The 9651-nt window shown below is 35.4% G+C and carries 8 protein-coding genes; 2 read left to right on the forward strand and 6 right to left on the reverse strand.

Translation table 11 applies throughout. From position 1 onward, the window contains the following. Positions 1-243: 243 nt before the first annotated feature. Positions 244-1143, reverse strand: coding sequence for a diacylglycerol/lipid kinase family protein (locus HMPREF2811_RS10390; RefSeq protein WP_084802135.1), 900 nt, complete (start codon positions 1141-1143; stop codon positions 244-246). Between the two features lie 187 nt (positions 1144-1330). Between HMPREF2811_RS10390 and HMPREF2811_RS10395 the strand changes: the two genes are divergently transcribed. Next, the gene (locus tag HMPREF2811_RS10395) at positions 1331-2302 is read left to right on the forward strand and encodes an oxygen-dependent tRNA uridine(34) hydroxylase TrhO (RefSeq protein ID WP_071409267.1); all 972 of its coding nucleotides are present in this window, start codon (positions 1331-1333) and stop codon (positions 2300-2302) included. Positions 2303-2360: 58 nt separating this feature from the next. After that, positions 2361-6332 (forward strand): transglycosylase domain-containing protein, encoded by a 3972-nt coding sequence (locus HMPREF2811_RS10400; RefSeq protein WP_071409268.1) that lies wholly within the window; start codon positions 2361-2363, stop codon positions 6330-6332. 72 nt (positions 6333-6404) lie between these two features. On the opposite strand, the gene HMPREF2811_RS10405 is transcribed toward HMPREF2811_RS10400, so the two are convergent. From HMPREF2811_RS10405 to HMPREF2811_RS10425, 5 genes are all read right to left on the reverse strand, one after another. Next, on the reverse strand, positions 6405-7577 hold the full coding sequence (locus tag HMPREF2811_RS10405; RefSeq protein WP_071409269.1) for a MalY/PatB family protein: 1173 nt from the start codon (positions 7575-7577) through the stop codon (positions 6405-6407). A gap of 505 nt (positions 7578-8082) precedes the next feature. After that, on the reverse strand, positions 8083-8463 hold the full coding sequence (locus HMPREF2811_RS10410; protein WP_071409270.1) for a lactoylglutathione lyase: 381 nt from the start codon (positions 8461-8463) through the stop codon (positions 8083-8085). Positions 8464-8531: 68 nt separating this feature from the next. After that, on the reverse strand, positions 8532-8933 hold the full coding sequence (gene cdd, locus HMPREF2811_RS10415; protein ID WP_071409271.1) for a cytidine deaminase: 402 nt from the start codon (positions 8931-8933) through the stop codon (positions 8532-8534). A 9-nt stretch (positions 8934-8942) separates the two neighbouring features. Further along, the gene (locus HMPREF2811_RS10420; protein ID WP_071409272.1) at positions 8943-9212 is read right to left on the reverse strand and encodes a hypothetical protein; all 270 of its coding nucleotides are present in this window, start codon (positions 9210-9212) and stop codon (positions 8943-8945) included. A gap of 239 nt (positions 9213-9451) precedes the next feature. Beyond that, the coding region (locus HMPREF2811_RS10425) for a LysM peptidoglycan-binding domain-containing protein (RefSeq protein WP_141749317.1) at positions 9452-9651 on the reverse strand (200 nt) is incomplete at its 5' end.

Consider the following 9651-nt stretch of genomic DNA (forward strand, 5'->3'; position numbering starts at 1 on the left):
TCAACCACTGCGCTTTTAATTAACGAACAATAGCTTAATTGATTTTATCAGCTCTATCCCTACCTCGCAAGACGCAGTTTGATACCACTTAACCACTGCGCTATAAAGTAAAGCGTTGGCTTCATAAGAATTATTATAGTTTTTGCAAACCTTTTTTTCCGTCATAGCCCGATGATCAATTATTCGCAATTTATTCTATTTTCATCAAAATAACTTAGGTTAGACGATAACAGCTATTATTAATTAATCAACAACTGGTTGTAATACCTTAATCGCTTGTGGTAGACATTTAATTGATAATGGCACTGCCGGGCCTTTATCTCCATCAATATTACAATAAACTTCATGGTCATCATCTTTATCAGTATAGCGAATCTTAAATTGTTCACTTTCTAAGACAAGTAAATGCTCTGAATCTTGTAGTTTTAATCCGCCATCTACGGCTGCTTTAACTAAATCTTGCGGGGCACTTCCTTTAGCTGCCAATAGGTGAATTTTTCCATCATCAATTGTCGCCTCTGGTACAAGTTGTTCAAAACCACCCACACTATTGGTTAAAGCACAAACCACTAAATTAGTCTCAATAGGATATTCATTTTCTCCATCATAAATTGTTAACTTCAATGCGTCTGACTCAAAAAATGAACTCACAGCATCTTTAACATATGCAAAGAATCCTAAAGTATTTTTGTCATCAGAATCAGTTTCCATCACTGAAGTTGCAATTGAACCAACTGCTAAAGTGTTAACAAAGTAAACATCATTGACCTTAGCCATATCAAGTGGCTGTGGATGAACATTGCGAAATTGTTCAATCGCTCTTTCAGGATTCAAATCATACCCTATTGCCCGACCTAAATCATTGACCGTTCCAAGAGGAATAAAACCAAAATTAGGTTGCTGAAGATTTTTCAAAACACCTTGTGCTGTTTCATTAACAGTACCATCTCCACCTAAACAAAGGACACTATCCCCTTCAAATTGTGCGGCCCATTCCGTCGCATCTCCCACTTTTTCAGTTACTCTTACAGTTACTTCTGCTTGATACTCTTCTAGTAAAACTTGTGTTAATTTTCCTGCATACTCCACTGCTTTATTTTTACCTGATCCTGGATTTGCAATCACTAAGACTTTTTTCAACATAAAATCACACCTCTTAACAATACTCACAATTCTCTTAAGTCAATTATTACATAAATCGTTACAACTAGGTTAAATTTATGCTTATAAATTATCTAAATTGGAGAAATATGTTAAAATATTATATAATAGAAAGGCTATCCATAGCAAAAAATTTGTAGCATGCAACTACAAGGAGGAATTATTAATTATGTCAAAAGATTACCGTGTATTACTCTTCTATAAATACCAAACCATAGAAGACCCAGAAGCTTTTTGTGAAGAACATTTAGCTTTTGCAAAAAGTATCGGCCTTAAAGGGCGTGTATTAGTCGGAACTGAAGGGGTTAATGGGACTGTTTCAGGAACAATTGAACAAACTGAAAAATATAAAGAGTATGTCCATTCATTACCTGGTTTTGAAGACTTATGGTTTAAAGAAGATGAAGCAGATGACTATGCTCACAAGAAAATGTTTGTCAGACCACGTGAAGAAATTGTGGCTTTAAACTTAGAAGATGATATTGATCCACTTACTACTACCGGACAATACTTATCACCAAAAGAATTCCGTGACGCTATCTTAGACGAAGATACCATTGTCTTAGATACTCGTAATGACTATGAATATGACTTAGGTCATTTTAAAGGTGCCATTCGCCCAGATATTCGTAATTTCCGTGAACTACCTCAATGGGTTTTAGATAATAAAGAAAAATTCATGGAAAAACGTGTTGTAGTTTACTGTACGGGTGGTATCCGTTGTGAAAAATTCTCAGGTTGGATGGTTCGTGAAGGTTTCAAGGACGTTGGTCAATTGCATGGCGGTATTGATACATACGGTAAAGATCCAGAAGTACGTGGAGATTTATGGGAAGGTAAAATGTATGTCTTTGACGAGCGTATTGCGGTTCCAATTAACCATGTAAACCCAACAGTTATTGGTAAAGACCATTTTGACGGTACACCATGTGAACGCTATGTCAATTGTGGTAACCCATTCTGTAATGAACAAATCTTATGTTCAGAAGACAATGAGCACAAATATGTGCGTGGTTGTTGTGCTGAATGCCGTCGCCATCCTCGTAATCGATACATTGTGGAAAATAAATTATCAACAGAAGAATGGGAAGCACGTTTAAACGCAATTGGTGAATCATTAAAAGATTCTGCTACTGCGTAAGTTATAATCAAATTAGCCAATTAAGTTTGGATGATAATAGAAGAAAGTAGGTGTGATAGTGAGTAAGTTTGAAGATGAGATTCCTCAAAACAATAAAAAGAACGGCAATTTTTACGATGTTGATTTTGACTATCATGAGCCTCCTAAACCTAAAAAGCCGGAGTTGCCTCATGAATCTAAAGAAGTAGAGTCTAAAAGCCAAAATTCTAGTCAAATTGATCGTTCAATCCGCCGTCTTCAATCACTTTTCACTCAAGCAGTCGATAGTCAGTCGCCTCACCAAAATCCATATAAGAAAAATGATAAGATGGATTTTTATGAACGTGAAAAAAATCGGGATAAGATGGCCAAGATGCCCTTACCTACTCGCGAACAAATTAGAGCTGAAAGAGAGCGTCGTCGCCGTCTACGCATTGAAGAGTTAGAAAATATCGCTGATGCCAGTGAAGTTGAAAGAACTTTCCATAAGCGTTATCGTAAGGAAGATGATTCACTCTATTATAGGTCAAGTGTTAACTCCTCAATTGAAGAAACAGCCGATTCAAAAACAGATAATTTATCTGATATTAATCCAATTCATGATGATGAGTTGATTGAAAAATCGAATGCTACTTCTAATCGTCAATCAAAGTTTACTCATAAAGAAAGCCGTCACGAAGATGCAACTTATCATGACGCCAAGTCTTATAATGAAGCTATGAAAGTCGATGACAGCCATCATCAAATAGCTCCTATTCATCCTCAGGATGAGGAAGGTTTAGGGAATCCACCTATCTTGGATTCCTTAGCTCCTTCAAAAATGTATACGATGGGAAAACAGCAGCGAGACAACCAAGTGCAATTGGATGATAATGTTGATGATGTATCATCTACCGGTGATGCGCGTTCCCTATCAAAATCAGCTCCTAACACAGTTGATTCAACATTAACCGAATCTGACAAAATGGAAAAAACGTATGAAAACAACGAGCTTCACAATCAATTAGATGGTAAAGATGAGCGAAATAACTCATCTGAGCAGAATAGATCGTTAACTCATAATGATGCGTCTGATTCAGAAGCTTCAGCTGCGATATTCGACTATGATTATTCTGACTCAGAAACTGACAATACAGAATCTGAAATTGACAAATCCGATTCTGAAACTGACAATACAGAATCTGAAATTGACAAATCCGATTCTGAAACTGTGAAAGCAAACGCTGAATCCGATAAAGCAAACGCTGAATCTGATTATTCCAACTCAGGAGCTAAAGATCATGCAGATGGACCTACAGTTCCTCTAATAATAGATAATCATACTGAAAACGAAACAGAAAACCAGTCCACAACAAAAAATGAAGCTCATTCTCAACACATTAATAATGACGCTGATAACTTGGAAGGGGTAGTGGTGGCATCTTCAGTGTCGCAAAATAAAACTGAAATAATCAAAGCCAAAAAACATAATAAAAAGAAACGTAAAAGAAAAAAAGAAAATAATATCTATTCACTTTCTAATCTTTCAACCAAAGAAAAAGTAATTTTTGGTTTTAATGTTTTCTTCGATGTTCTAAAACGTTTTGCTATTTATATTTTATTAATTGGATTATTAATGGGGGCATTAGCGGGTGGTATTGGTCTAGGCTACTTTGCCAATTTAGTTTCCAAGACACCCCCTCCTTCTAAGGAAGAAATGGCAGAACAAATTAATCGTGTCGAACAACAAAGTACCCTATATTATGCCAATGGTAATCCTATTGCGAATGTTAGAGCCGATGTCGTTCGAAATGTCACTCAACTAAGTGATATTTCACAATATATCGTAGATGGCTTGGTTGCAACGGAAGATGAATATTTCTATGAACATCCAGGCATTGTGCCAAAAGCAATCTTAAGAGCAACCTTACAAGAGTTGTTATTGTCTGGTTCTGGTACTGGTGGTTCTACCCTAACGCAACAATTAGTTAAACAACAAATGTTGACGAATGATGTTACCTTCTTCCGTAAAGCTAACGAGATATTACTAGCTTTACGTGTTGAAAATTATTTTAGTAAAGATGAAATTCTAACTGCTTATTTAAATATTTCGCCTTTTGGTCGCAATAATAATGGGGAAAACGTCGCAGGTATTCTAAGTGCTTCTGAAGGTATTTTTGGAAAAAATCCAAATGAAGTAAACTTAGCTCAAGCCGCTTTCTTAGTTGGTTTACCACAAGATCCATATAATTACACGCCTTATAATCAATATGGTGAAATTAATGAAGATCAAACCGCAGGAATCGAACGGATGAAAGAAGTACTGTTTAGAATGTACCGTGCACAAAAAATTACCAAAGAGGAATATGAGCAAGCGATACAGTATGACATTACCAAAGACTTTATTCCTACTGAACAAAAGAGTGTCGAAAGACAAACTTACTTATATCAATCCATGATGAATGGTGCAATTGAACAAATTATGCGTTTAAATATTGCCGACCAAGGTTTAACTTGGGATCAAGTTAATGCTGATGTAGATTGGTATAACGAATTTTATTTTGAAGCTCTTGAACAATTAAGAACTGGTGGCTACCATGTCTATACCACTATTAATAAAGATATTTATGATTCATTACAAACACTAGCTACTAAATACAAAGATCAATTAGGTGTGTCATATGATGGTGTCTACACAGATCCTGATTCAGGCGAAGAAACATATTATGTTGAGACTGTTCAAGCTGGCATTGTCGTAATGGAAAATAAAACAGGTAAAGTGCTTGGTTTTGTGGCTGGTACAGATTATGAAAACAATCAAATTGACCATGCCTTTGGTATGAGACGTTCACCCGGTTCAACCATTAAACCTCTGGCAGTATATGGTCCGGCTGTTGAAAATAATTTGATTAATCCATCGACTGTTATTCCGGATACCGCCTTTGAAATTACTTTTGAAGATGGTAGCACTTGGACCCCAACTAACTACGGTGGTGTGGTCAGTGGAGGGTTAATGACTGCTCGTACTGCTTTACTGAAATCAGATAACCTACCAGCCGTTCGTATTTATCAAAAATTAGTTGAAAATAATATTCCAATTTTTGATTATATGAAAAAAATGGGCTTTGATATCAATGATTCATATACTAAAGAAGATACTGAAAACTTAGCCTTCTCCTTGGGTGGAGTCACGACTGGTCCGACCGTTTTCGAACAGACGAGAGCCTTTACGACCTTTGCTAATAATGGACAATATGTTGATGGTTACTTTATTGAACGCATTGAAGATGCTTATGGAAATGTGATTTATCAACATGACGTAGAACCTGTGAAAGTTTTTTCTGAAGATACCAATTATATTTTAGTAGATATGTTGAGAGATACGAATACCGAAGGTACAGGACGTACAGCGGCTGCTCATATGCAAATGGGTGGTGATTGGATCGCCAAATCCGGTATTAGTGAAAACTCACGTGATATTTGGTATTTAGCATCAACCCCTAAAATTACTACTGGTACTTGGTTAGGTTATGACAATCGTTATTATGATTATTATATTGATATTAACGATGGTTATGGACGTGAGTCCGAGCGTATCCAAATTTATTGGGCTAATATTATGAATGAACTTTATGCTCAATATCCTGACATCTTTGGTACCGAAGAAACATTCGTCATGCCAGATAGTGTTGAAGAAACAGAAGTCCTTCAAGAGACAGGTACACTACCAGGGTCTATAACAGTGAATGGTACTAACATTAATGTTACCCAACCACTGGTTAAAGAAATTTTCAAAACTTCTAGACCTGCACCTGAATTAAAATACGACTTTATCTTTAATGGAACTGAGCAAGATGCACAGAATTTCTGGGCTTCTTATATTGCTAAAGTTCAAGAAGCGGCTCGTAAACAACGAGAAGCACAACAAAGAAATAACTCTCAAACAACAACAACAGAATCTAGCGAAACGACAACTGATGGTGAAACACCAAATGAAAGTGGAACGCCAGCTCCTGAAACTCAACCAGAGGTTACAGAACCACCTGCTAGTACAACCGTTGCTCCAGGTTAATTGAGAACAGAAAACTCCGAGAAGAAATCAGTATTAATCGACTGATACTATCTCGGAGTTTTTATTTATCTTTTACAAATGGTCTAAGATCTTTTGAACAGCTTCTTCAATAATCGTAGGTGAAGTTGCTAAATTCAAACGAATATAACCATTATAACCTTCCCCAAACCATTCACCAAAATCAACAGCTAAGCCACATTGATCTTGAATAAACGCCTTACAATCACGTCCCTTTAAAATAGGATTCAAATTGATAAATTGAAGATAGGTTCCTTCTAATGGGTATATGATAATTTCTGGTTCATGCTCTGTCAATTTTTGACGCACTAGTTGGTCATTATATTGAATCACTTGTAGTATAGATTCTAACCATGCTTCACCTGTTTCATAAGCTGCCGCAGTAGCGATAGAACCTATTAAATTGACACCGATGTCGCCCACACGGTTAACGTATTGATCATATTGTGAACGTAATGTTTCATTAGGTATCATAACCATTGAGTGAGTTAAACCTGCAATATTAAAGGTTTTAGATGCAGATGTTACCGCAATGACACCCTCTTGAATATATGGGTGATTGAGGCTCAATAATGCGATTTGTTGGTGGGGTTGATAAACAAAATCTTGATGAATTTCGTCTGCAATTATCACAACTTGGTGTTTTTGACAAATATCTAATAATCTTCTTAATTCTGTTTCCTTCCATACCCGTCCTACTGGATTATGAGGTGAACATAAAATAAAGAGTTTAACTTGATGTTCAATAATTTTGGCTTCAAAAGACTTAAAATCTATTTCAAAATGATGGTCCTTTGTCTCGATTAAGTCCGCTGATACTAATTTCCGACCGGTATGTTCGATAGCATGACTAAAAGGATAATAAACGGGTTGCATAATAATAACAGCCTCTTCTGGTTTGGTAAAAGCATTTACAAAATGATACAAAGCCTTTACTACACCTGGAGTGAAACGAATCCAATCCTTGCTTAATTGTACATTAAAGTGTTCTTGCATCCATTTAAAAAACGGCTCATAGTAGTCATTATCCAAATAAGAATAACCATAAACGCCATGTTCAATACGCTTCGTAATCGCTTGATTGATTCCGTCCGCTACTTTAAAATCCATATCTGCGACCCAAAGTGGAAGCAAATTTTCGGCACCAAAGATTGGTTGGAGACCATCCCATTTTACAGAATGAGTGCCTTTTCTATCAATCGCATACTTTTTAATAAACTCTTGCATTAAATCCCTCTTCTCTATTCCGTTACTAACTTGATTGTATAATTTTTATCATTTGACTGTCAATGGTAATCATTATTTATTAATACTAAGACAGAACATATACTATCAAACAGCTATTATACAATCGGCTAATAACAAAAAAAGAGACTTAACAATAAAGAAAACTTTATTGTTAGTCTCTACGAAACGACAGAATACTAAAGTATCAGTTATCACGGTTCACAACATGATAACATATAGCGCCATCCTGGCTTCATGCTATACTGTCTTTCAGTCTACCAGACTGCTTTCGACTCATCGCATAGTGACACTATACCATATCCCTCCATAGAAAGCAATCACCAGACTGAGGTTATCTAGATGATGCCTTGCCTTTAGATATTTAATCATTATCCTTTGTGTTAACGTCTAATTATATGATAATGGCTATGTAACTTAATGAAGCATAAAAAAGAGCTCTGGCCCCTTATTCGGATAAGCCAAAGCTCAATAATTCAATAATAAATTATTTGTTACGCATTACTTCTAAACGATAGCCATCAGGATCGGTCACGAAGAAGTAAGACGGTTCAGAGCCAGGTAAACCTTTTAACTCTGTTGTTTCATATCCAGATTCTTTACATTTTTCATGAATTGCTTGTAAATCATCTACACCGATAGCTAAGTGACTAAAGCCATTTCCAATTTCATAGCGATCTGAATCATAATTGTAAGTTAACTCTAATTCAAAATCTGAACCAGGTACTACTAAATAAATAATGTCAAAGCCATGTTCTGGGAAACGACGTTCACGACTAACAGTAAAGTCAAATACCTCTGTATAAAATTTAATTGATGCTTCTAAATCATAAACGCGATAGCAAGCGTGTAATAATGTTTGTGCCATGTTTTCACTCCTATTTCATTACTACTTACATCATAGCAAATTATTAATTTAATAACAAAAGTTTTGCTTTACATATCTAATTTTTCGAAAGCAAATGGCACTAATTCTTTTACCGAAGTTGTTAAAATGTCACCATTATTTCGTGTTAAATAAACTGGCGTATCTGGATCACAAAATTCAACCATTACTTGACGACAAATACTACATGGTGGAAGAAAATCTTCTGTATCACCACTGACAGCGATCGCTGCTATTGACTTAGGTCTGTAACCCTTCGTGGCAGCAGTAAATATCGCTGAACGTTCAGCACAGTTCGTAACACCAAATGAGACATTTTCAACGTTCACACCTTCTATAATAGTGCCATCTTTCATTTCCATTGCGCATCCTACGGGAAAATGTGAATAAGGAATATAAGCATTTTTTTGTACTGCTCTTGATAATTTAATTAATTCTTCTTTAGTTGCCATCTTAACACCTCATGTTCCTTTGTAATAATCAATTAATGCCGCTTCATCAAAAATTAAGGTTGCATCTTCCGTTACTAAAACTGGAATACCTACTTGATTCATTTCTTTTTTCTCCAAAAATTCTTCCCGAGTATCTCGTAAACTTAAAAATCTTTTCAAATTCGGCATTGTTTCCGTAATATTAACCGCCTCATATTCGATTTGATAAGGTTCTAATAGTTTAATAAAAGGATCGGTATCAGGACAAACTGAACTAAAAAATAAAATAGGTTTACTCATAAACTTCATCCTCTCAATGGGGGTATTAATCTTATTATAAGCGATTTTATGTAAAATGTCAGTTGAGTTTCATCAATTTTTAAATTTAAATGCCCCATTATTCCTATTAAAGACGATTAATCATAGACAATATAAATAAATCACCTCATTCCATTTGTAATAGATGAAATGAGGTGGAAATAACGAAGCTTAGTTAGCATAACAAGCAAACGATTAATGCTTCACACATAGTTTAACTACTATTTAATAGTTAATTTTTGACCAATTTGTAAGAAATCACTCGTTAAATTATTTAATTGTTTAATTTTAGCAACTGTTGTACCATGGGCTTGTGCTATAGTCCATAATGAATCACCTTTGACAACAGTATATTGTTTAGATGGTTCTTCTGGTGCAGTCGTTCCTGCTAATTTTAATTTTTGGCCAATTTGTAAGAAAT

Source organism: Globicatella sp. HMSC072A10, assembly GCF_001811625.1.
In the GTDB taxonomy this organism is placed as follows: Bacteria; Bacillota; Bacilli; order Lactobacillales; family Aerococcaceae; genus Globicatella; species Globicatella sanguinis.